Raw genomic sequence first — 22,121 nt, 5'->3', positions numbered from 1 at the left:
GGCCGGCCGGCGCACCCATGCCGGAGCAAGCACCAGAAGCACCCGGCAAGCCCATTGCCCGAAGGGAGAGAAGAGCATGCGGGCTCTTCTACCCAGCATAGGGCCCATGGAAATCCGGACAAATGGGGAAAACACCTATTTTTCGAGGGAATTTCCCCAAGAATTGGCCGCCCGTTCCCCGCCCACCGTCCACGCTTGCAACAAGGCCCCCTCTTGCGCCACCTTATAAGCATGTTCCCTGATACTGTTAGGTAGAACCCCATGCCCCTGCCCCAGCCCCACCGCAAGGAAGACCGGTTCCCCGTGCCCGAGCACCTGGACGTGGAGGTGCTCCTGAAGGATCACGACGGTGGGGTGCTGGCCCGGGGCCGCCCCGTGGACATCTCCGGGGAGGGCATGGGCCTGCGGCTGGAGCCCCCCCGGCCGCCGGAGGGGGCCGACCCCGGTCTGGTGGAGGCGATTGCCACGGTGGTGTTCATCGAGGCCAGTGAGCCGCAAATGGAGGTCCTCGCCAAGGGCGCCCATCTCTCGGAGTCCCCTGACGACACCCCCAAGGTGGGCGTGGAGTTCATGGACTGGCCGCCGCAGTGGCTCCTGGACGCCGCGGTGCAGGCGGCGCGGGACGGCGCCTCCACCGCCGGGGAGCCATAGCCCGGGACCGGCGGCCGCACCTCCGCGCCTCGCCCCCACCTCCTCTCGGGAGAGCCCCGCCCCCTTGCTGACCCTGCACACCGGCAACCGCCTCGAGCACCTCGCCGACCTGCTCGCCGACCACCTCCGCGCGGACCGGGCCGACCTGCTGCGCCCCGCCGTGGTCGCTGTGCACAGCAACGGCATGGCGCGCTGGCTGTCCATGCGGCTGGCGGACCGCAACGGCGTGGCGGCCAACCTCCGCTTTCCCTTCCCCGCCAGCCTGGTCTGGGAGCTGGTGCGCGCGGTCCTGCCCGACGAGCGCACCCGGCCGGGGGAGGCCTTCCAGACCGAGGTCCTCACCTGGCGCCTGTTCCGCCTCCTGGGCGAGGCACCCGCCGCCCCCGAGCTGGAGGGCTACCTCCGCCAGGAGGGGGCCCTGCCCCGCTACCAGCTGGCCGGACGGATCGCCGACGTCTTCGACCAGTACCTGGTCTACCGCCCCGACTGGATCCTGGCCTGGGAGGCGGGGGAAGAGGACCACTGGCAGGCGCGGCTCTGGCGGACCCTGGTGGCGGAGGACGCCTCCGGGGCCCGGCACCGCGCCCGCCTGCTGGCGGCGGTGCAGGAGGGCCTGCCCCGGGAGGGCACGGAGCTGCCCCCGGAGACCCGCGCCGCCCTCCCCGAGCGCGTGGCCCTGTTCGGCATCCCGGGGCTGCCGCCGGCTCTCCTCGACATCCTGGGCCGCCTCGCCCAACACGTGGCCGTGGACCTCTACCAGCTGGCGCCGAGCCGGGAGTACGCCGCCGACCTCCTGAGCCCCGCGGCCATCGCCAGCCGGACCCTCGCCGGCGCCGCCGATGCCCCCTACCTGGACACCGGCAACCGGCTGGTGGCCTCCCTGGGGCGGCAGTGGGCGGAGTTCCAGGGCCTGGTGCAAGAGCACGGCGCGGCTCCGGGCGCCGAGGCCTTCGCCGACCCCGGCACCGACACGGTGCTCGGCGCCCTGCAGTCCGACGTCCTCAACCTGCGCGAGCGGGGCCCGGGCGCGGAGCACCCGCCCCTGCCCGCCCCGGCCCCGGACTCGCCGGCCGCCGATCTTGCCGTCCACGCCTGCCACAGCCCCCTGCGCGAGGTGGAGGTCCTCCACGACCAGCTCCTGGCCCTGTTCGAGGCCCACCCGGACTTGCGGCCCGGCGACGTGGTGGTGATGACCCCGGACATCGACGCCTACACCCCCTTCATCGAGGCCGTTCTCGGCCACGCCGAGGACGGCCCGCGCATCCCCTACCGCATCGCCGACCGGGGCCTGCGCGCCCGCTCGCCGATGGTGGAGGCCGCCTTCCGCCTCCTGGAGCTGCCCGACGGCCGCTTCGGCGTCAATGAGGTCCTCGACCTGCTGGAGCTGGGCCCCGTCCGGGCCGCTCTGGAGCTCTCCGAGGGGGAGCGCGACCGCATCCGCACCTGGGTGCGCGAGACGGGCATCCGCTGGGGCATCGACGCCGAGTTCCGCGCCGCCCAGGACCTGCCCGCCACCGCCGCCCACACCTGGAAGGCGGGCCTCGACCGCCAGCTCCTCGGCTACGCCCTGCCCGGGGACGGCCACACCCTCTACGAGGGCGTGCTGCCCTATCCCGAGGCGGAGGGCGCCTGGGCGCGCACCCTGGGCCGCTTCCAGGGCTTCGTCCGCGACCTGTTCCGCTGGCGCGAGCCCCTCACCCGCTCCCACGCTCCCGCCGAGTGGGCCGCCCTGCTGCGGGACTTCCTGGCCCGCTTCCTGGCCACTCCGGAGCCGGAGCAGGAGGAGGACATGGAAGCCCTCCACCGCGCCCTCGCCCGCATGGAGACCTGCGCCGTGGAGGCGGCGGCCGACGCCCCCGTGCCCCGCGAGATCGTACTGGAGGAGCTGGAGGCCCACCTGCAGATGAACGTGGAAGGGGCCGGCTTCCTCGGCCACGGGGTCACCTTCTGCGCCATGGTTCCCATGCGCGCCATCCCCTTCAAGGTGGTGGCCATGATCGGCATGAACGACGGCGCCTTCCCCCGGATCCAGCGGCCCGCCTCCTTCGATCTGATGGGCGAGGATTACCGCCCCGGCGACCGCTCCCGGCGCGAGGACGACCGCTACCTCTTTCTGGAGGCCCTGCTCGCCGCCCGCCGCCACCTCCACATCAGCTACGTGGGCAGCGACATCCGCGAGGACTCGCCGCGCCCGCCCTCGGTGCTGGTGAGCGAGCTGCTGGACACGGTGGACGCCACCTTCGCGCCCCCCGACGGCGGCGGGCGCGCCTCCGAAGCCCTGGTCACCCGCCATCCCCTCCAGGCCTTCAGCCCCCGCTACTTCCGGGAAGGCGAGGCCTCCGGGCTGTTCAGCTACTCCCCCGGCCTGCGCCGGGCCGCCGAGGGGGTCCTGGCCCAGCGGGGACGGCCCCCGGCGGAGCCGCCGTCCTTCCTGGGCGGCCCCCTGCCGGAGCCCGACGAGGACTGGCGCACCGTGGAGGTGGGCGACCTCGTCCGCTTCTTCCGCCATCCGGCCCGCTACCTGCTGCGCCAGCGCCTGGGCGTGCAGCTGGAGGCGGGCGAGGAGGAGCTGGAGGAGCAGGAGCCCTTCGCCCTGTCCGGCCTGGAGGCCCACCAGGTGCGCCAGCGCATCCTGGAAGTCCAGCGCGGGGAGGGAGACGCGGAACAGGCCTACCCCCTCCTCCAGGCGGAGGGCCTGCTGCCCCACGGCACCGCCGGGGAGATCGCCTTCGCGGCGGAGCGCAAGCGGGTGGAGGGCTTCCTCCACCGGCTGGCGGAGGAGCCGGACTCCCCGGTCCTCGACCCCGTGCCGGTGGACCTCCCGGCCGGCCCGGTGCGGCTCGTGGGCTGGCTGCCCGGCCTCCGCGCCGAGGGCCTGCTGGCCGAGCGCTGCGGGCGGCTGAACGAGGGCTTCGCCCTCGACACCGCCATCCGCCGCCTCCTGCTCGGCGCCCTCGCCCCCGAGGGGGTCCAGGGCGTCACCCGGGTGGTGACCCTGGAGGCGCGCCTGCACCTGGAGGCCCCGGAGCCGGAGGCCGCCCGGGAGACCCTGACCTGGCTGGGGGCGCGCTACTGGGAGGGGCTGCGGTCCCCCCTGCCTTTCCCGCCCCGCGCCGCCTTCGCCCACGCCCGCGCCCTGGCCCGCACCGGCGACGCGGACCGGGCCTTCCGCGCCGCGCGGGACCGCTGGACCCCCAATGACTACAACGGCGCCGCCGGCGAGCGGGACGACCCCTACTTCGCGCTGGCCTTCCAGCGCGAAAGCCCCCTCACCGACCACGCCGAGGCCTTCGAGGAGCTGGCGGAGGCCCTCTTCGGCCCCATCGCGGAGGGGCTGGCCCAATGAGCGCCGCGGACACCCGCACCCCGGACCCCCTGTGGGCCGACCTCCAAGGCCACAACCTCATCGAGGCAAGCGCCGGCACGGGCAAGACCTTCACCATCGCCGGGCTCTACCTGCGGCTTGTGGTGGAGGCGGAGCGCCGGGTGAGCGAGATCCTGGTGGTAACCTTCACCGAGGCGGCCACCGAGGAGCTGCGGGAGCGCATCCGGGACCGCCTGGAGAGCGCCCGGGCCGCGGTGGCGGCGGGGTCCAGCGACGACCACTTCCTGGGCGCGCTGCTGGAGCGCCTGGGCGACCTCCGCCGCGCGGACCTGCTCCTGCAGCGGGCGGTGCAGTCCTTCGACCAGGCCGCCATCCACACCATCCACGGCTTCTGCCAGCGCGCCCTGGCGGACCACGCCTTCGAGAGCGGCCGGCCCTTCGACGTGCAGCTGCTCCCCGACCAGGAGCCCCTCCTCCAGGAGGTCTGCAGCGACTTCTGGCGTCGCGAGACCCACGGCGCCGACGCCGACTTCGTGGCCCACCTCCGGGACAACGGCCTGTCCCCCGAGGACCTGGCCTCCCGGCTCCGGCCCTACCTGGGCAAGCCCGACCTCGCGGTGCGGCCCCCGGACACGGTGGAGGGCTGCGACGCCGCCCCGGACCGCTACCGCAGGGCCTACGCCGAGGCCCGGCGGCTCTGGAACGAGGGGGCGGAATCCATCCGCGACCGCCTCCTGGAGGCCCTGCCGGGCCTGAACGCCAACCAGTACTCCCGGGACAAGGTGGAAGGCTGGCTGGACGGCCTGCAGGAGGTCCTGGCCACCGAGGACCCGCCGCCCGGCGGGGTCAAGGAGCCGCAAAAGCTCGGCGCGACCGCCCTGGAGAAGGGGACCAAGAAGGGCCACGAGACCCCGGCGCACCCCTTCTTCGGCGCCTTCGACGAGCTCCTGGAGGCCAGCGAGGCGCTAGCCGGATGCCTGGACTTCCGGCGTCGGGAATTCCTCCGGCGCGCCCTGGAGTACGCCTGGGAGGAGCTGCCCCGCCGCAAGGCCGACCGCCGGGTCCAGTCCTTCGACGACCTGCTGCTCAACCTGGACCGCGCCCTGGCCGGCCCCGGCGGCGACGGGCTGGCGGAGGCTTTGCGCCGGCGCCATCCGGTGGCCCTCATCGACGAGTTCCAGGACACCGACCCCACCCAGTACCGCATCCTCCGCCGCGTCTACGCGGGGACCGGAGGCCCCCTGTTCCTGGTGGGCGACCCCAAGCAGGCCATCTACGCCTTCCGCGGCGCCGACGTCTTCGCCTACCTGGAGGCCAAGACCGACGTGGAGGCCGATCCCCGCGGCGGCGCCTACAGCCTGCCGCGCAACTGGCGCTCCACCCCGGCACTGGTGGACGCCTTCAACGCCCTGTTCCGCCCCGCGCACCCGCCCTTCTGGTTCGAGGCCATCCCCTACCAGCCGGTGGAGGCCGCCCCCAAGGCCCACGACGCGCTGGTGCTGCCAGAAAGCTTCGGCGCCGAGCCCTTCCGCTGGTGGTTTCTGGAGGGCGCCACGGAAACCAACCGCAAGGGGGAGGTGAAAGAGAAGCCCAAAAGCAAGGGGGCGGCCGCCGAGGAAGCGGTGGCGGCCACCGCCGCCGAGATCGCCCGCCTGCTGGCCGCCGGCCGGCGGAACGAGGCGGGCCTGCGCACCCCCGACGGCGGCTGGCGCCCCCTCGGCGGGGGCGACATCGCCGTCCTGGTGCGCACCCACCGCCACGCCCAGCAGGTGCGCGCGGCCCTGGGGGCCCTCGGCATCGCCAGCGTGGAGCACTCCCAGACCAGCGTCTTCCACACCGCGGAGGCGGAGGCCCTGGAGCGGGTGCTGCTGGCCGTGGCCGACCCGCAGAACGAGCCCCTGGCCCGCGGCGCCCTGGCCTCGCCCTTCCACGGCTACACCGGCGAGGCGCTGCATGCCCTGGCCGGCGACGAGGCGGCCTGGGACCGGGTCCTGGACGGCTTCCAGGGCCTCCACGACCGGTGGCGCCGCGAGGGCTTTATCCCCATGTTCCGCCAGTGGCTGGCGCACTACGGGATCCGCGCCCGGATGCTGGAGCTGCCGCAGGGCGAGCGCCGCCTTACCAACCTCCTCCACCTCGGCGAGCTCCTGCAGCGCCAGAGCGTGGAGGCCCGCCTCGGCCCCGAGGGGCTGCTGTCGTGGCTGGCCGGCCGCCGCCAGGCCGAGGGCCAGGCGGGCGGCGAGGAGCAGCTCCGCCTGGAAAGCGACGAGAACCTGGTGCAGCTGGTCACCATCCACAAGAGCAAGGGCCTGGAATACCCGGTGGTCTTCTGCCCCTTCCTGTGGGACCTGCCCATCCGGAAGGCCGACGGCGACCTCCTGGAATTCCACGACCCCGGCGACGGCAACCGCCTGACCCTGGACCTGGGCTCGGCGGACCGGGAGGAGGCGGAGGCCCGCTTCCGCGAGGAGAGCCTGGCGGAGAGCCTGCGCCTGCTCTATGTGGCCGTCACCCGCGCCGCCCACCGGCTCTACGCCGTCACCGGCCGCATCAACCAGCTGGAGCGCTCCGCCCTGGGCTACCTGCTCCACCTCTCCGCCGACCGGGTCCGGGGTGTCCACGACCCCGAAGCCTTCAAGGAGGCCCTCAAGGCCCGTGGCGAGGAGGACCTGCGCAACGACCTGCGCGCCCTCACCGGCGCCGCCCCGCGGGCTTTCGACGTGGAGGACCCCGACCCCGAGCCGCCGGAGCCCGACGCCGCCGAAGCGGCGGCGGCCGTCGCGAGCCTGGCCCACCGACCCTTCAACCGGGTCCTGCCCCCGGACCGCTTCGTCACCAGCTTCAGCGGCCTGATCCGCGGCACGGAGGAGGAGCGCCCGGCCTTCGACCTGGGCGAGGCGGCCCCCGCCGCGCCGGAGGCGCCCGGGGCGGCGGAGGAGGGAATCGCCGCCTTCCCGCGCGGCCCCCGCGCCGGCAGCTGCCTGCACGCCGTGATGGAGGCGGTGGACTTCACCGCCGGCCCGGAGGACTGGGCACCGGAGGTGGAGGGGGCCCTGCGCGGCTTCGGCTTTGATGCGCAGCGGTGGACGGGGACGGTAACGGCCATGGCGGAGGCGGCCACCGCCACGCCCCTGGGCGGGCCCCTGGGCGAGATCAGCCTGGCCGACGTGGCCCCGGAGAAGCGCCGGGACGAGCTGGAGTTCTACTACCCCCTGGCCCGGCTGGAGCCGGAGGGCCTCAACCGGGTGCTGAGCGACCACGGCTACCGCCCCGGCGCCGCCGGGCCCGAACAGGGCGCCGCCCTGGCCTTCCGCCCCCTGGAGGGCTACCTGCGCGGCTTCATCGACCTCACCTTCGAGGTGGACGGCCGCTACTACCTGGCCGACTACAAGTCCAACCGCCTGGGCCCCACCCCGGCGGCCTACACCCCGGAGGCCCTGGCGGAGGCGGTGCACCAGCACGGCTACGCCCTGCAGTACCTGCTCTACACGGTGGCCCTGCACCGCTTCCTGGGCCGCCACCTGCCCGGCTACGACTACGACCGCCACCTCGGCGGCGCCTACTACCTGTTCCTGCGCGGCATGGACTCGCGGCGCGGCCCGGGCGCCGGGGTGTACTTCGACCGACCCGAGCGCGGGCTCATCGAGGCGCTGGACGCCCTGTTCCGGGGGGAGACGTGAGCATGTGGGAGACGCTGGAGGCGCTGCGCGGCCGGGGCGCCCTGGACGCCGTGGACGTGGAGCTGGCCCGCCTGCTGGCCGAGCACGATCCCGCGGCGGACTGGCCCGTGCTGCTGGGTACCTGCCTGGCCAGCCACGCCCCGCAGCAGGGCGACACCTGCCTGGACCTGGCCGCCCGCGCCGGCCGTCCCCTGCCCGAGGGGGAGGAGCCCCTGGCGACGGCACCGGACCGGGACCACTGGCGGGCGGCCCTGGCCGCCTCGGCGCTGGTGGGCGGCCCCGGGGACTTCCGGCCCCTGATCCTGGAGGGCGACCGCCTCTACCTGCAGCGCTACTGGGACTACGAGGCCCGCATCGCCGCCGACCTGCGCGGCCGGGCGGCCGCCCCCGCCCGACCGGTGGACGCCGACGCCCTGCGCGCCGCCCTGGAGCGGCTGTTCCCGGATCCGCCGGCGGAGGGGCCGGACTGGCAGCGGGTGGCCGCGGCGGTGGCGGCGCTGCGCCCGCTGACCCTGATCACCGGCGGCCCCGGCACCGGCAAGACCACCACCGTCGCCCGCCTGCTGGCCGCCCTGCTGGAGCAGCCGGAGGCTGAAAGCCTGCGCATCGCCCTGGCCGCCCCCACCGGCAAGGCCGCCGCCCGCATGCAAGAGGCCATCCGCCACGCCAAGGCCGAGCTGGCCCTGGGCGACGACCTCAAGGCGTGCATCCCGGAGGAGGCCCGCACCCTGCACCGGCTGCTGGGCTCGCGCATGGGCTCCACCCAGTTCCGCCACCACCGCGACAACCCTCTGCCCTTCGACGTGGTGGTGGTGGACGAGGCCTCCATGGTGGACGTTGCCCTGTTCGCCAAGCTGCTGGACGCCGTCCCCCACGGCGCCCGGCTCGTCATCCTCGGCGACCGGGACCAGCTGGCCCCGGTGGAGGCGGGCGCGGTGCTCGGCGAGGTGGCCGCCGCCGAGCCCGCCTTCACCCCGGAATTCGCCCGGGCGCTGGCGTCCCTGACCGGGGCCGAGCCGCCCGCCGCCGAGCGCCCCGGCCCCCTGGCCGACACCGTGGTGGCCCTGCGCCGCCCCCACCGCTTCGGCGACGACGGCGGCTTGGGGCCCCTGGTGCGGGCGGTGAAGGCGGGGGACGCGGACCGCGTCCTGGCCGTCCTCGACGATCCCGCCCAGGCGGGGGTGGAGCGGCGGCCCCTGCCCCAGGAGGCCGCGGAGGGGGAGGCCCTGATCCGCGAGCTGGCGGCGGGCTTCGCCGGCTTGATCGAGGCGGCCGCCGCTGGCGATTCCGAGGCGGCCTTCCGCGCCTACCGGGCCTTCGGGGTACTCGACGCCATGCGCCACGGCCCCTGGGGCACCGAGGCCCTCAACCGGCGCTTGGAGACGGCCCTGCGGCGGCAGGGCCGCATCCCCGCCCACGGCGATTGGTACCCGGGGCGCCCCGTTCTCGTCACCCACAACGACTACCGGCTGGGGCTGTTCAACGGCGACGTGGGCATCGCGATCCGCCGGGAGGGCGGGCTGCGGGTGGTCTTCGAGACCCCGGACGGCGGCCACCGCGCCCTCGCACCCGGCCGCCTGCCCAACTTCGAGCCGGCCTTCGCCCTCACCGTCCACAAGAGCCAGGGCTCCGAGCTGGAGCGCGCGGAGCTGCTGCTCCCAGAATCCGCCTCCGCCCTCAACAGCCGGGAGCTGCTCTATACGGGCATCTCCCGGGCCAAGCGGGGCCTCACCCTGCGGGCCGACGAGGCCACCCTGCGCCGGGCCGTGACCCAGCCCCTGGAGCGGGCCTCCGGGCTGGGGCCGAAGATGGCGGCCGACGCCGGGAAGCCCGCCCCGGATCCGGCCTGAGGCCACGCCCCCGCACGGAAGACCCTGCTGTAAAAACGGTTTCCCGTGCTACACTTCGGCCCCAAAACAAGGGGGACCCCATGGGCACCGAACCGAACGGGACGCAGGGCGCGTCCGACCACGTCCGCACCTACCGCGAGCGCCGCTACAAGGGCCTGGACCAGCGCATCATCCACGGCATCGAGGCGCGGATCATCAGCGGTTACCTCGACCGGGTCTGCGACGGGGACGAGGCCATCCTGGACATGCCGGTGGGCTACGGGCGCTTCGTGGACGACCTACGCCAGCGCGGGGACATGGTGGTGGGCGGCGACCGCAAGGCGGCCATGCTGGAGCTCTGCCGGGAGACCTGGGGCGCGGACCTGCCCCTGGCGCGCCTCTCCGCCGACGCCCTGCCCTTCGCCGACGACAGCTTCGACGTGGTCACCTGCATCCGCCTGTTCCAGCACCTGCACGGCCCGGAGCTGCGCCAGGGGGTCATGGACGAGATTGGCCGGGTGACCCGGCGCCACGCCGTCGTCACCACCTACCTGGAATCCCCCCTCCACGCTGCCTTCCACCGCAGCCGCGGCCACAAGCGCCTGAGCCGCCACAGCCTCCGGGGCCTGGAGGAACAGCTTGCGCACGCGGGCCTGCGCCTGGTGGAGGGCCGTCGCAGCCTCCCCGGCCTCCACGCCCAGTACGTCATGCTCCTAGAGCGGGCCGACACGTTCCACTAGCGGGAACGGGCAAGCGGACCCGCCGAACCGCGAGGAATGTCGCTCATGGCCCAGGGAGCCCGGGCCTCCGGCACCACCACCGACAGCCTTTCGGTAGACGCCCTCCAGCAGCGCGTGCGCACGCTGGTGGAGGAGCGCCTGACCCAGGCTGAGCGCCACTTCGCCCGAAAGATCCCCCGCCCGGAGATCCGCTTCGACCTCACCGGCAAGACCGCCGGGCAGGCGGAGCGCGGGGGCGCCTTCGTCCGCTTCAACACCGTGCTCCTGCGCGAGAACCCCGAGGACTTTCTGGCGCGGACCGTTCCCCACGAGGTGGCCCATGTGGTGGTGGCGCGGGTGTACGGCCCGGCCACCCGGCCCCACGGCCGGGAATGGAAGGCCGTCATGCGGGACCTGTTCGGCGCCGACCCCACCCGCTGCCACCAGTACGACGTCACCAACGCCGCCCGCCGCACCCAGGCCCGCTATCCCCTCGCCTGCGGCTGCATGACCCACCACGTCACCGCCCGGCTGGTGGCCCAGGTGGTGCGGAATCCGGGCTCCCGCATCTGCCGCAAGTGCCGCGAGCCTCTGGCCCCGGCGGACGCCGCCACCCGGCAAGTGGGCAAGGAATACGGCAAGGGCCGTCCCGCCCGCAAGAAGGCCGCCTCCGGGCGCCAGCGGCGCTTCGCCTACGCCTGCCCGGGCTGCGGCCAGGACCTCTGGCTCTCCACCACCCGCCACAACCGCATCCAGCGCGACGGCACCCGCTACCAGAGCGGCTGCTGCCGCGCCCCCTTCGGCACCGAGGCCTTCACCGGCCGCCAGGCCTAGCGGCCCCCGGAACCGGACGCACCGGCCCTTGTCCACAGAAAAGAGAAAGCCTATTCTTTTCTGAAGAACCCAACCAGGGGGCAGGGCCATGGCCATACCGGCGCCGGACCAAACCGAGCAGGACCGCCGCATCCTCACCGAGGCCACCGTGAACGCCGCCGCCCAGCTCGGCCTCACCAACAGCCGGCTCGCCGAGGTGATCGGGGTGAGCGATTCCACCGTCTCGCGCATGAAACGGGGGCGGTACCACCTGGACCCCGGGGCCAAGGAATGGGAGCTGAGCCTGCTGCTGGTGCGCCTGTTCCGCTCCCTCGGCGCCATCTGCGCCGGGGACGGGGCGGTCATGCGCCAGTGGATGACCAACCCCAACCGGGACCTCCGCGGCGTCCCCGCGGAGGCGATCCGCCGCGTGGACGGCCTGGTGGAGGTGGTGGACTACCTCGACGCCCACCGCGCCGTGGCCTGATGCCCGTGCCGGAGCCGGACGAGCTGGCCGGCCACGCCCGTTTCCTGGGCGGCTGGGTGTGGCGGGTGGTGGAGGGCCAGCACTACGCCCTCACCCGCCAGCTTGTGGAGACGCAGGCCAATCAGGCGCGCCTGGAGGAGCTCCTGGAGGGCAGCAAGCCCGCCTACCCCGCGGGCACGGAGCACCTCGACTACCTGCTCAAGACCCCCTTCCGCTACCAGCCGCCCAAGCGCGGCGGCAGCCGCTTCCGTCGGCCCCACGCCCCCTACGGGGCCTTCTACGCCGCCGAGCACCGCCGCACCGCCCTCGCCGAGCTCGCCTTCCACCGCTACCGCTTCTTCTACGTCTCCGAGGGCACCGACCTCCCCCACCAGGAGGCCCAGCTCACGGCCTTCGCCGCCGGCTACCGCACCGGACGGGCCCTGGATCTCACCGCCGGCGAGCTGGCCCGGCACCGCGACCGGTGGAGCCACCCCGCCGACTACACCACCACCCAGGCCCTGGGCGACAACGCCGCAAAGGCGGGCATCCAGGCCATCCGCTACGAATCGGCCCGCGATCCGGAAACGGACGGCCAGGGCAACGGCGCCGGCCGCAACGTGGCGATCCTGGCCCCGGCGGCCTTCCAGCCCCCGCACCACGTCGGCCCGCAGACCTGGTACCTGTACCTGGGCGAGGTGGAGGCCAGCGCCCGCCGGGCCCTGGCCGACCCCGACGAGCGGTTCGTGTTCCCGCGGGAGATGTTCGAGATGCCGGCGCCGGCGGAGTGAGAAGCGCGCCACAGGTACGGCCGCTCAGGCATCCCCTCCAAAACCCTCGGGCCAAAGCGCCGGAATCCCCGCCCATATCCCCTCCTGCCAGGGCGCATCCAGGAGAGCAATGGGCGTTAGGGTGTGGGCCTCGACCGCTGCGCCGCACCGGGGACAGGAGACCTCGCCCCGAGCTAGCTTCCGGAAAGTCGGCGGGAACATGCCCCCCGACAGATTAATGCTGGCAAAGCGGAGCCGCCGAACCGGGCGCCCACAGGAAGGACAGCGGACGATTTCGGGCTGAGCGAAGGAGGTCATGGTCCCTTCCGTTTATCAGCCATCGAGCCTGCAGAGGTTCCTCACTGGCAACTACTAAGGATTCCTTGGTAGTTGCCTCCACATTGCGACCGTCCTGTTGATAAATAGGGTTCGGTTCCATCCGTCAATATTCAGTCGTCCCCCTCCAGAACCGCCTTCAGCTCGCCGATCACCGCTAGATCGGCAACGGCATCCTCTTCCAGCACGATCGGCTCATAGGACGGATCGTAGGAATCCGGTTCCAGAATGATCCGCAAATGACGCCATCCCGTGTCAGGGTCGGCGCTCTTCTCGCTGCGGTACCGCTTGAGGGTAAAGTTGGCGCCGGTATCTGGGTCGCTGATGTCCCGATGCTGCACCAGAACGGTCTTACCCTCCCGGGTTCCCCCGGTTGGTGGCTGAAACAGGCACCAGGCACGGTTGGGGATCCGCCGGTTCATGGACTCGCCCACAACCTGGGCAATGAACATCCCAGGGCTGGGGGAAAGGAAGCTCGGCGGTTCGACCCAGTCGAACTCCTCGGGGCGCTGCTGTACTTCCTGCAGATCGCTAAACTCCCCGGCCGCCGCCTGCAGGGGCACAACAGGGATGGCGTTTGCCCAGGGCTCCAGATCCTCATCGGCCACAACCTGGAATGGCAAAGCCGGGTCGGCTTCTTCTGCAGGCTGGTGATGCAGGATCTTCTGGGCATTCCGGGCAAGCGCCTTGAAATACTCATTGGTCTCCGGATCGGTGCACCAGATTAGGCAACCCTTAAGTCCCCGGCTGAGCAGGGTCCGGTAGGTATTCTTGATGATCGCCTCCGCCTTGGCGTCGGCGGCCTCCCGGTCATGCTTGCGGGCGGTCTTGTAGCCCTTGATGGAGGCATCATTCTTGGAGCGTTCCGTGGGCCGGGTGAGGATCTTCCCGTCCCGGACTATCAGGTCCGGCCCGATGATTACCCCGGCGTAATCCAGCTCCAACCCCTGACAGGTATGGATGCAGCCCACCTGGTGCACGGAATCCGGCTGGATCATCCATGCTTGCTCGTGGTGCTCCAGGTTCCACTGCATGGCGAAGTCATACTCGGGGAACTGGATGTCCTGCTCGCTGGGTTCCTTCTTGCTGACCCAATCCCAACAATACCCGGCCAGGAGCCTAGCTCGGTTCACTTCAACATTCAGCTCGAATATCCGGTCCCGCAGTTCGGCGGGTGAATCCACCACCTCCACGGCGTAGTCCAGGTCACCCAAGTCCTGGTTGGCGGTCTCCCTGATTTGCAGGGCATTGTCCAGCCAAGCCAGATAGCCATCCGACCCGCCGCATCGGAACTGGGATTGCAAGTCTGCATACTGAACAAAAGCCCCCGCCTCTTCCGCCCAATGCTCGATCTCTTCCCGGGATCCTATATCCTTCCAGTGAACCTTCTGGTCCTCATCGAGGAAGAAGACGGTGGTTTGGGCTGCGTTGATGATCTCCTTTACCTGATTCTCACCTTGGGCCTGGAATGTGCCCCGCTCCTTGAGTCTGTGCGCTTCGTCGACGATCAGCGCGTCGAAGGTATCCACGTCGGTTCCGATAAAAGAACCGGACCCTTTGAATAGGTTATCGATACGGGTCTTTGTGAGAGAACCGGTCAGCTTGGCTTTATAGACCTGGCGAGGGGCCGCGTTGCTGGTGACATAGTGGGCCAAGTATTCCCTCTGTAGAAGCTCCACCAGAAGATTGACCGCTACCACGGATTTTCCGGTCCCCGGACCACCCTCCACGATCAAAACCTGCTTTTCGCCCTCCTTCGCCTGCTCGACAAGGTTCAGGGCAGTCTCGAAAACCAACTTTTGGTCGTCGATCATGAGGAAGTCTTGGTTGCCTTCCAGCAGGGATGCCAGATGGTTCGCCAGCGATTTGGAAGGCCGGATAACCCCATGCTCGATGCGATAGAGGATCTCAGTACTATCCCCCTTGCGCACGTACTGGCGAAGGAACCGGGCCAGCTTATCGGCATCCTCTTTCAGAAAGGCTGGAGCTTGCTCCAAGTGCTCCCCGTAGAATGGCGAGACCACGTCCGGGGATTTGCAGTTATGTAGGTAGGCGCACGGCCAAAGCCGGATGGCTTCTTCCTGGACCGTTTCGTTGAAATCCTCAAGCAGGGCTTTATAGGTCCAGGCTTGATAGGAAGGATGGGGCACCTCCCTAACCGCCCCACCTACGAAGGTTTCGACGATGGCGTCCTTGGCGGTCGCCTCCACCGATTCCCACTGCTTCAGCTCCACAATTACGGCGGTCTCCTGGGAATCAGAATCCTGTCCCGTCAAGATGAAATCCACCCGCTTGGCGGTCTGGGGGATGAGGTACTCGATGGCGACACCAGCGTCATCAGAAATGCCGCCTTCCTCGAGAACATTCGCCATGTGCTGCATGGAATGCCGCCAGGAGGCGATTTCGCTGGGGGAAACGCTACTAAAGCCCTTCATCTCCATGTTATCCAGAATGCGTTCATCGATCTGATTGCCGCGCACATCCCGGAGGAACTGCTTTTTATCGGCGGCGTAGATAAGCATAAGTAGAGATGGTTCCTTTCCTGCAAATACCTAGTGCTGCCCAAGTATCCGGCGTGAAAATTCTGTTTTCGGGCCTGTACTGCTGAACGGCCAACACCAAACCGGTTAAGCCCCACGCAGAGGCGAAATCCGTACCGGCCGGGCGCCGGTCTTCATCAGGGCTCCACGTAAATGGAACCTACCACGTCAAGCCTCATAGCCGCCTGAAGATTTCCTGAAATCACGGTGCCCCCCTACCTTGGCAAAAATTGCGCATCCCCCTACCGAAAGATCTTCCCCAGCAACCGCCCCGTCCCCTTCCCGGCGATCCGTCGTCCGATGCGGCGCCCTACCCGGCCCTTGGCGATGGCGTTGATGTCGCCCAGGAGCTTGGCGAGGGCGTAGAGAAAGCTGCGGAATCCGTTCATGGCTGGCTCCTCCTTTTCCCGATGTTGGCCGGTACGCGGACGTCTCCCCATGGTCCCGGGCCTTGCGTCACCAGATGTCGCGGGAGTTCCAGGGCCCTGTCGCATCGCGTGTATCGCGCTGGCCTCCGGGTAATCCCGTATTTCCCCGATCCCCGGCGGCGGCAATGGTGGAAAGGAGGCCTATGTCCCTGATGCTGCGCCGGGATCCCGAGGGAGGCATCCCATGATACGCCTTGCGATGGCCCTTTTGTCCGGGCTGGCCCTGTCCGGGGGACAGGCAACGCCGGCGGCGGCGCAGGACTCCGAGGGCTCGTCGGGCCGCGTCACCATCCTGCACACCAACGATCTCCACGGCCACCACAAGCCCTTCGAGGTGGGCCCAGGCAACGCTACGGCCCAGACGGGGGATCCGGGCAAGGAGGACCCCTTCGAGTTCGGGCGTCCCGGCATGGTGGGCGGGCTCGCCCCGCTGGCCACGGCGGTACGGAGCATCCGGGAGTCGCGGGGCCGGGACAGCGTCCTACTGGTGGACGCCGGCGACAGCTTTGGCGACGACCTGCTGGGCAATCGTACCCGGGGCGCGGCGATGATCGAGCTGATGAACGCCCTGGAATACGATTTCGCCGCCCTCGGCGACCACGACTTGGATTACGGCCGGGAGCGGACGCGGGAGCTGGACGCGGCCGCCGCCTTCCCCATGCGGGCCGCCAACGTGACCGAGGGGGAGACGGGCAAGCCGTTCCTGGGGGACCCCACCAAGGTGCTGGAGGCCGGCGGCATTCGCGTCGGCCTGCTGGCGCTCGGCTATCAAAACACTCCCCTGACCACGAGCCCGGGGAACGTGCAGGGCCTGGAGCTCGCAAGCGGCATCGCCACGGCCCGGGAATACGTCCCGGAGCTGCGCGAGCGCGCCGACGTGGTGGTCGTGGTCTCGCACCAGGGGGCGGAGGTGGACGAGCTGCTCGCCCGGGAGGTACCGGGCATCGATCTCATCGTGGGCGGGCATTCCCACGATGCCTATGTCCGGGACAACGGCACCTTGTGGGTCCAGGCCCTGGCCGACGGGGCCATGCTCGGGGAGGTGACCGTGGAGGTGGAGAAGGGCCGGATCACGAAGATGGAGGCCACCAACCACGTCCTGTGGACGGCGGACTACCACCCCAACGCCAACCTGGCCGAACGGGTGGGGGACCTGCGCGATCCGCACAAGGAGGACCTTGAAGCCGTCCTGGCGAAGGCCCTGGAGCCCATCGGTCGGAACTACCGCTCGGAGAGCCCCTTCGACCGGCTGGTGGGGGACATCCTGATCGACGAGACGGGCGCGGACGCCGCCTTCCTGCCGGGGCTGGGCTTCGGGGTGACGCTCCGGAAGGGGCCCATCACCCGGGAGGCCCTCCACGCCCTGCTGCCCCACCCGTTCACGCTGGTCACCCTGGAGCTCACCGGGGAGCAGATCCTGTCGGTCCTGGAGCGCAGCGCCACAAACCTGGATCCCCCGGACCCCCTCGACGCGGTGGGCGGGCTCGTCCAGACCGCGGGGATGCGCTGGACCGTGGACCTTTCGCGGCCCGCGGGCGGCCGGGTTAGCGGGGTCGAGGTGGCCGGCGAGCCCCTCGCCAAGGACGAGCGCTACACCGTCGCGACCCATTCCGGCATGCTCGGCGGCCTCCACGGCTACGATGCCTTCGGGCAAGTCAGCGATTTCGAGGAGACGGACCGCCCGGTGGTGGAGATCGTGGAGGAATACCTCCGCGACGAGGAGGAGATCGAGGCCCCCGAGGGCGGGGCCATCACGCTGAAAAGGGAGCGGGAGGCGGAGGCCGAGGAGAACGGCTGAGGGGTGGCGAGGGGCCGGGCCGGTCGCCCTCAGCCGTACTGCGCCGCCGCCTCCCGGGTCAGGCGCGCCATCTCGCCGCGCAGGCCCTGCGGGCCCTCCACCCGCACGCTGGGGCCGAAGCCCAGCAGCCACCAGCGCAGGGCCTCGGTGTCCGGCACGGTGGCGCGCACCACGTAGGTGTCCCCGTCCTCCGGCTCGATCTCCTGGTCCGCGGCCAGGGGGCGCTCCGCCAGGTGGAAGGCCACCTCCTCGGCGACCCGCAGACGGAGGACGAGGCCTTCCGGGTTCCGGGGATAGGAGAAGGCGGACTGCCCCTGCAGGTAGTGGTCCAGGTCGAAGTCCTCCGGAGCGGCCACGGGGGCGCCCAGGAGCGCGGGGCCGTCCATGCGGTGCAGGGCCAGCTGCCGGGCCCCGGGCTTGTCGTCCACGCGGGCCACGAGGTAGTAGACCCCGCCCCGCCCCACCAGGCCCAGGGGATGGATGCGGCGGCGGCCGTAGCTGTCCCGGCTGCGGCTGAAGTAGCCCGCCTCCAGCTGCCGTTCCTCCAGCAATGCCGTGTAAACCGCGTCCCGCACCTCCTCGGCCACCTCAGGCACGTCCAGGTCCGGGCCGCTGTGCACCAGCCGGACCTTGTCCCGCCAGTGCGCCAGGTGGGATTCGGCGAGGACCCCCTCGGCCCGCTCGAAGTAGGGGGCGAGGATCTCCATCAGCGACGGCGGAAGGAGCCCGGCGAGGTGGTCGCGGGCCAGGAGGAAGGTCAGGGCCGTGGAGGGGGTCATGGAGGGAAGCTCCACCATGGCCCCGTCCTGGAGCCAAGACCAGCGGTAGCCGGGGCCGTCGGGCTCGGCGCAGAGGGGAAACAGCGTGGACAGGCGCTCCAGGTCCCGCTGCACGGTGCGCCGTTCCACCTCCAGGCCCTCCTCCCGCAGGGTCGCGTGGAGCTCGGCGGTGGGCTTGGACTGGGGCTGCCGCGGGATCTGCCGGAGGATCAGCCATTGCCGGTAGATGGTGTCGTGGCTCCGGCTCATGGGGCCTCCCTGGCCGTGGAGGGGGTGTGGGGTTCGAGGGCTTCTTCGGGGAAACGGCCCGCAAGGTCCAGCAAGGGCTCCAGGACATCGAGGCGCCGCACCCAGGGATGGGGAAGGCCGTCCGTCCCCCGCCAGGCCCCGTACAGCTGCCCGGCGATGGCGGCGGTGGAGTCGCTGTCGCCGCCGTGGCTGGCGGCGATGCGCACCACGTCCGGGAAATCCCTCCCGCGCAGGGCGGCGTACAGGCCAATGGCCAGGGCCTCCTCGGCCACCCACCCCTCCCCCAGCGCCCGCACGTCGGCGAAGGGATCGGGGTCGGGGGCGGCGCCGCGCGCCAGGGCGTCGCGCAGGGCCTCGCGGGCCTCGGCGCTGCCCAGGGTTCCCGCGAGCATGGGCAGGGTGGCCTCCGCCGCCTGGGCCAGGCCCCGCCCGTCCCGCAGGAGCCGGACGGTGGCCGCCATGGTCCCGGCGGCGGCGTATCCGGCCGGGTGGCCGTGGGTGAGCGCGGCGCTGCGCGCGCCCACCTCGTAGGACTCCTCGGGGCTCCAGGCCGCCACCAGGCCCACCGGTGCGACCCGCATGACGCCCCCGCAGCCCTTGCTGTCGTTGACCGGGGCCTCCGGCGTCCCGTCGCCTCCCTCCCGCAGGGCCCGCAGGCAGGTGAGGCCCGGGGCCTGGCGCTTCTGCAGGCGGGGGTCTGCGGCCAGCCGCTCCACGGGGCCGTCGGCGAGGGCCGCGGGCACCCCTTCCTGGGTATCCAGCCACGCCCGGTAGGCGTCCCGGATGGCGTCCAGGGCCGCCTCCGGATCGGTGGGAGGGCCGGCCTCCAGCAGGCCGGCCAGGGTGAACAGGGTCATCTGGGTGTCGTCGCTGACCTCCAGCCGGCCTTCCGCGGAGAACAGGGGCCGGGTGAGGCCCTCGGGGCCGAGCTCCTCCCTGACCTGCTCCTCCACCCAGAACTCCACCGGGTAGCCGAAGGCGTCGCCCAGGGCGCCGCCGAGGAGGGTGCCGTACAGGCGGTCCCGGGAAACGTCCGCGACGGAACCGGGCCGCAAGGTGCGCACGTAGGCCTCCTGGGTCGTTGTTTCCACCGCCCCCCGCCGGGCCCGGCGGACCTCTGCCAGGGCCGCCTCCGGCTCCCGCCCCAGCTCCACCAGCAGCCGGGTCGCCACCAGTCCCGCCCGGCCCAGTCCGCCGCGGCAGTGGACCACAACCCCCTGCCCCGCGCGCAAGGCCGCACGGAGGCGGAGGCCCGCAAAGCCCCAGTAGCGCTCGAAGGCGGTGCCGGGCACGCCGCCGTCGGGGATGGGCAGCCAGCTCCAGTCGAGGCCGGCCATCTCGGCGGCCTCTCCGAGCCCGGCGACCCCCAGCCAATCGAATTCGTGGGGCTCGAGCAGCGTAACGAGGTAATCGGCGCCCCACTGGGCGATGGCCCGGAGGTCCTGGCCGAGCTCCCGGGCATGGGGGCCGGACAGGCCGTGCGGGTCGGTCTTGCCCGGGCAGAAGGTCAGGCCGAGGCGCCCCCCTTCCGGGGGGTGGACGGCATCGATGCGGATGGGGTCGGGGGACATGCAGGGCTCCTTTCGCGACCTGGCCGGAACGGTATCCGCTGCCCGCGACCGTCCGCGTCGCAATGCGCGTCCCCCCTCCCACGCCGCCCACGGACACGGTCCCGGGGCTCCCGGCGCGCATTCACCGGATCAACAAGGAAACCATGCCTTCCCGGGGGCCACAAGGCCCCTCGGGCCGCGAGGCCACAAGCCCACGGAGCACCGGACACAAAAAACCGGCCCCGGAGGGCCGGTCGCGCGGGGAGTGCGCGGGACAGGGAACCGCTAGGGCACCCGGAGGGGAAGGTATTGCATGCCCTCGCCGCGCTGGACGAGGACGGGGACCCGGGCCCCCGACTCCACCCGGTCGAGGATCTCCTCCACCTCCCCCGGGCCGGCGATGCTAGCGTCGCCGATCTTCAGGATCACGTCACCGGTCCGGAAGCCGGCCTCCTGCGCGGGGCCCTCCTCCATGGCCTCGATGAGGGCGCCGCCGGATTCCGGCAGCGACTGCTGCTCGCGAAGGCGGTCGGGAACCGGAACAAGGCGCATGCCGACGACGCTGGTGGGCTCAGTGGCGGACTCCCCGCCTTGGGCTTCGCTGCGCGCCTCTTGGAGGGAGCCCAGAGTCGCCGTTTTCTCGATGCGCTCCTCTTCCCGCAGTAGGGTCAGGGTCACCTCGGTGCCCGGATCCAGACGGCCGATCAGAGGCGGGATGTCCCCGGACCGGTCGATGGATTCGCCGTCCACTTCGAGAATGATGTCCCCGGATTGGAGGCCGGCCTCGTCCGCCGGGGAGTCCGGCTTGACGTCGGCCACCAGGCCGCCGCGCGGCTTTTCCAGGCCCATGGACCGGGCCAAGTCGCGGTCCAGTTCCTGGATGCCCACGCCCAGGTAGCCGTGGGAGACTTCCCCGTCCTCCTTGATCTCGGCCACCACGTCCTGGGCCATGTCGCTGGGGATGGCGAAGGAAAGTCCCATATACCCACCGGACTTGGAGAAGATCTGGGCGTTTACGCCCACCACCTCGCCGTCGAGATTGAACAGCGGACCTCCGGAGCTTCCCGGGTTGATGGCCACGTCCGTCTGCAGGAAGGGCACGTAGCTGCCGGCCTGGCCGGGGATGCTGCGGCCCTTGGCGCTGATGATCCCGGAGGTGACGCTGTGCTCGAAGCCGAAGGGTGAGCCCATGGCCAGGACCCATTCCCCCACCTGCGGGGCCTCACTGTCGCTCCAGCGGACCGTCGGCAGGTCGTCGGCGTCCACCTTGAGCACGGCCAGGTCGGTGGCCATGTCCTTGCCCAGGACCTCGGCCTTGCGCTGCCGCCGGTCGGCGAACTGGACCACGATTTCGCTGGCTTCCTGCACCACGTGGGCGTTGGTGACGATGTGGCCATCGCTGGATACCACGAAGCCGGAGCCCAGGGACTGGACCTCCCGCTCCCGTCCGCCGCCGGGCCCCTCGAAGAAGCGTTGGAAAAAGTCCTCGAAGGGGGTGCCGCGGAAGCGCTCGGGGATCTCCTGGCCGGGACCGTCCATCTTGCGGGTGGTACTGATGTTGACCACGGCCTCCCGGTTGTCCTGGACGATGTCGCTGAAGGCCGGCAGGGCCGCTGCGGAGGAGCCCGACGCCTCCTCCACGGCGGTGGTTCCGGACTGCTCCTTGCGCTCGTCGTCGGAGCCCGCGCAGGCGGTGGTCACCACCCCGAGCCCCAGAATAGCGACTTTCCAGAGTCCTGCGATGGGACGTTGCGAGTACATAGGTTCCTTTCGATGATTCGGTGGGAATCCGCGGGCGGAACGGCGGGGGCCCCGCACCGATCTCCCGGGGAAAACCGTTCCCCCCGTTTCAAAATCCTGTCCCCCCCTTTGTCAGCGGCAATCGGGGCAAGTTCACGAAGGGAATCTGTCCGTCAGTCACCGGGGCAACCATTGCCTGGCCCCGGGGCTTTCGGGTAAGGAACCGAAAAACCCGCTATCGAGGGGGCCCACCGAGGAAATGAAGTCGCGCTAATCCAGGAGGATCAATGGTCGTCCTTTTGCTCCTCGCTCTCCCCGGCCACGGCTCGAATGATGGGGCATTGGCGGCCTTGAGCCGGGTCTTGGAGGGTACGCAGCCCACGTTGACGCAGGTCCCGCGTTCGATCAGGGTCACCCGGGCCCCTTCGTCCGCCGCCCGGATGGCCCC

General features: G+C 71.2%; 14 protein-coding genes. 9 read left to right on the top strand and 5 right to left on the bottom strand.

Annotation, left to right across the window (positions count from 1 at the left end; translation table 11 throughout):
- Positions 1–261: 261 nt before the first annotated feature.
- The 8 genes from ACLFRB_RS06195 (at position 262) to ACLFRB_RS06160 (ending at position 12,274) form a co-directional block, all read left to right on the top strand.
- Entirely contained in the window at positions 262–651 is a 390-nt protein-coding gene (locus ACLFRB_RS06195) for a hypothetical protein (RefSeq protein WP_411068137.1), read from the top strand.
- A 64-nt stretch (positions 652–715) separates the two neighbouring features.
- The gene (gene recC, locus ACLFRB_RS06190) at positions 716–3,997 is read left to right on the top strand and encodes an exodeoxyribonuclease V subunit gamma (RefSeq protein ID WP_411068136.1); all 3,282 of its coding nucleotides are present in this window, start codon (positions 716–718) and stop codon (positions 3,995–3,997) included.
- Positions 3,994–7,656, top strand: coding sequence for an exodeoxyribonuclease V subunit beta (gene recB / locus ACLFRB_RS06185; protein WP_411068135.1), 3,663 nt, complete (start codon positions 3,994–3,996; stop codon positions 7,654–7,656). The genes recC and recB overlap by 4 nt, the downstream gene beginning before the upstream one ends.
- A gap of 2 nt (positions 7,657–7,658) precedes the next feature.
- Positions 7,659–9,506 carry an exodeoxyribonuclease V subunit alpha gene (recD, locus tag ACLFRB_RS06180; protein WP_411068134.1) on the top strand — a complete coding sequence of 616 codons (1,848 nt, stop codon included), beginning with the start codon at positions 7,659–7,661 and terminating at the stop codon, positions 9,504–9,506.
- An 80-nt stretch (positions 9,507–9,586) separates the two neighbouring features.
- Positions 9,587–10,225: a class I SAM-dependent methyltransferase gene (locus ACLFRB_RS06175; RefSeq protein WP_411068133.1), complete on the top strand. Its 639-nt coding sequence runs from the start codon at positions 9,587–9,589 to the stop codon at positions 10,223–10,225.
- A gap of 45 nt (positions 10,226–10,270) precedes the next feature.
- Positions 10,271–11,038 (top strand): SprT-like domain-containing protein, encoded by a 768-nt coding sequence (locus ACLFRB_RS06170; RefSeq protein WP_411068132.1) that lies wholly within the window; start codon positions 10,271–10,273, stop codon positions 11,036–11,038.
- Between the two features lie 88 nt (positions 11,039–11,126).
- A complete protein-coding gene (locus tag ACLFRB_RS06165) occupies positions 11,127–11,504 on the top strand; it encodes an antitoxin Xre-like helix-turn-helix domain-containing protein (protein WP_411068131.1) in 378 nt (125 codons plus the stop codon).
- Positions 11,504–12,274: an RES family NAD+ phosphorylase gene (locus ACLFRB_RS06160; protein ID WP_411068130.1), complete on the top strand. Its 771-nt coding sequence runs from the start codon at positions 11,504–11,506 to the stop codon at positions 12,272–12,274. Before ACLFRB_RS06165 ends, ACLFRB_RS06160 begins: the two co-directional genes overlap by 1 nt.
- A 428-nt stretch (positions 12,275–12,702) precedes the next feature.
- Here the strand turns inward: ACLFRB_RS06160 and ACLFRB_RS06155 are convergent, their stop codons facing one another.
- Both ACLFRB_RS06155 and ACLFRB_RS06150 read right to left on the bottom strand, forming a co-directional pair.
- Positions 12,703–15,111 (bottom strand): DNA/RNA helicase domain-containing protein, encoded by a 2,409-nt coding sequence (locus ACLFRB_RS06155; protein WP_411068129.1) that lies wholly within the window; start codon positions 15,109–15,111, stop codon positions 12,703–12,705.
- Positions 15,112–15,371: 260 nt separating this feature from the next.
- Positions 15,372–15,518 (bottom strand): hypothetical protein, encoded by a 147-nt coding sequence (locus tag ACLFRB_RS06150; protein ID WP_411068128.1) that lies wholly within the window; start codon positions 15,516–15,518, stop codon positions 15,372–15,374.
- Positions 15,519–15,741: 223 nt separating this feature from the next.
- Here ACLFRB_RS06150 and ACLFRB_RS06145 point away from each other — a divergent pair, with 223 nt between their 5' ends.
- The gene (locus tag ACLFRB_RS06145) at positions 15,742–17,355 is read left to right on the top strand and encodes a bifunctional metallophosphatase/5'-nucleotidase (RefSeq protein ID WP_411068127.1); all 1,614 of its coding nucleotides are present in this window, start codon (positions 15,742–15,744) and stop codon (positions 17,353–17,355) included.
- A gap of 29 nt (positions 17,356–17,384) precedes the next feature.
- Here the strand turns inward: ACLFRB_RS06145 and ACLFRB_RS06140 are convergent, their stop codons facing one another.
- The 3 genes from ACLFRB_RS06140 to ACLFRB_RS06130 form a co-directional block, all read right to left on the bottom strand.
- On the bottom strand, positions 17,385–18,383 hold the full coding sequence (locus ACLFRB_RS06140; protein WP_411068126.1) for a helix-turn-helix transcriptional regulator: 999 nt from the start codon (positions 18,381–18,383) through the stop codon (positions 17,385–17,387).
- Positions 18,380–19,954: an ADP-ribosylglycohydrolase family protein gene (locus ACLFRB_RS06135; protein WP_411068125.1), complete on the bottom strand. Its 1,575-nt coding sequence runs from the start codon at positions 19,952–19,954 to the stop codon at positions 18,380–18,382. Before ACLFRB_RS06135 ends, ACLFRB_RS06140 begins: the two co-directional genes overlap by 4 nt.
- Positions 19,955–20,218: 264 nt before the next feature.
- Positions 20,219–21,694 (bottom strand): Do family serine endopeptidase, encoded by a 1,476-nt coding sequence (locus tag ACLFRB_RS06130; protein ID WP_411068124.1) that lies wholly within the window; start codon positions 21,692–21,694, stop codon positions 20,219–20,221.
- Positions 21,695–22,121 lie beyond the last annotated feature (427 nt).

The sequence above is a fragment of the Thiohalorhabdus sp. genome (genome assembly GCF_046545655.1).
Lineage (GTDB): Bacteria > Pseudomonadota > Gammaproteobacteria > Thiohalorhabdales > Thiohalorhabdaceae > Thiohalorhabdus.
The sequence above is the reverse complement of the archived record's forward strand: the minus strand, read 5'-3'. Positions and strand labels throughout refer to the sequence as shown.

What these genes read in the sequence shown, in the direction of transcription:
- ACLFRB_RS06195 (WP_411068137.1), top strand. Translation starts at nt 262, where the DNA reads ATGCCCCTGCCCCAGCCCCACCGCAAGGAAGACCGGTTCCCCGTGCCC.
- recB (WP_411068135.1), top strand. Translation starts at nt 3,994, where the DNA reads ATGAGCGCCGCGGACACCCGCACCCCGGACCCCCTGTGGGCCGACCTC.
- recD (WP_411068134.1), top strand. Translation starts at nt 7,659, where the DNA reads ATGTGGGAGACGCTGGAGGCGCTGCGCGGCCGGGGCGCCCTGGACGCC.
- ACLFRB_RS06175 (WP_411068133.1), top strand. Translation starts at nt 9,587, where the DNA reads ATGGGCACCGAACCGAACGGGACGCAGGGCGCGTCCGACCACGTCCGC.
- ACLFRB_RS06170 (WP_411068132.1), top strand. Translation starts at nt 10,271, where the DNA reads ATGGCCCAGGGAGCCCGGGCCTCCGGCACCACCACCGACAGCCTTTCG.
- ACLFRB_RS06165 (WP_411068131.1), top strand. Translation starts at nt 11,127, where the DNA reads ATGGCCATACCGGCGCCGGACCAAACCGAGCAGGACCGCCGCATCCTC.
- ACLFRB_RS06160 (WP_411068130.1), top strand. Translation starts at nt 11,504, where the DNA reads ATGCCCGTGCCGGAGCCGGACGAGCTGGCCGGCCACGCCCGTTTCCTG.
- ACLFRB_RS06155 (WP_411068129.1), bottom strand. Translation starts at nt 15,111, where the DNA reads ATGCTTATCTACGCCGCCGATAAAAAGCAGTTCCTCCGGGATGTGCGC.
- ACLFRB_RS06150 (WP_411068128.1), bottom strand. Translation starts at nt 15,518, where the DNA reads ATGAACGGATTCCGCAGCTTTCTCTACGCCCTCGCCAAGCTCCTGGGC.
- ACLFRB_RS06145 (WP_411068127.1), top strand. Translation starts at nt 15,742, where the DNA reads ATGATACGCCTTGCGATGGCCCTTTTGTCCGGGCTGGCCCTGTCCGGG.
- ACLFRB_RS06140 (WP_411068126.1), bottom strand. Translation starts at nt 18,383, where the DNA reads ATGAGCCGGAGCCACGACACCATCTACCGGCAATGGCTGATCCTCCGG.
- ACLFRB_RS06135 (WP_411068125.1), bottom strand. Translation starts at nt 19,954, where the DNA reads ATGTCCCCCGACCCCATCCGCATCGATGCCGTCCACCCCCCGGAAGGG.
- ACLFRB_RS06130 (WP_411068124.1), bottom strand. Translation starts at nt 21,694, where the DNA reads ATGTACTCGCAACGTCCCATCGCAGGACTCTGGAAAGTCGCTATTCTG.